Consider the following 741-nt stretch of genomic DNA (forward strand, 5'->3'; position numbering starts at 1 on the left):
CAATTAGCATATAACTAATTTTTTGATTAGATGATGACATTTCAGATAATTTTGTATTTTGTATTTGACTAAAATTTTGTGTTGAAAGTAGCATTTCAACAAGTATTTTATTTATACTAAAGAGTAATTCAAATGTTGCAGTATGCCAATCTTTACCATCAAAGAATTTTCTTTCTGTAGCATAAGCAAGTTGATCCAATTTTTTAATTGCTGCTTTTTGAAAATCGTCTAAATTATCATTTTCAACAATATCTTTTATAGTTTTTTCAGTTATTTGTAAACCATCTTTAATCTGATCTTTAAATTGTTTTTGATTAAGTATTAGTGCTACTTTAAATTCTTTTGCAATTTCTGTTTGTATATCTTTAAATAACCTCTTTGTAGCAGGTAATTGAAAAACACCTATATTTGTTACAAAATGTTCATCAATCTTTTCAAATATTTTATATTTTATAGCACCTATTATATCATATAAATTCAAATTAAATTTGTTTAATGCAGTATTTAGCTTATAAGTAAGTATTTTTACTGATTCTACTGTTGCATTTAAAGTTGGAATAAGTTGAACAGTTTTATCAATTTGTTTTGTAAATGTTTCTATACCTTTTTTAATATCAACAGCAACATTTATTAATTTCTTTTGTTCTGAAGCATAATTGTCAAACTGTTTTGCAAGATCAACTACACCTTTTTCTGTTTTTACAAAATTATTTAGTTGCAAATTAATGTTATTAGCTATAG

General features: G+C 23.5%; 1 protein-coding gene. It reads right to left on the reverse strand.

The genetic code is table 11. The features are described 5' to 3' along the window. Nucleotides 1–721: hypothetical protein (locus ACP5P5_RS13685; RefSeq protein ID WP_428286675.1), on the reverse strand; the 721-nt coding region annotated here is incomplete at its 3' end. Nucleotides 722–741 lie beyond the last annotated feature (20 nt).

This window comes from Hydrotalea sp., assembly GCF_049968455.1.
In the GTDB taxonomy this organism is placed as follows: domain Bacteria; phylum Bacteroidota; class Bacteroidia; order Chitinophagales; family Chitinophagaceae; genus Hydrotalea.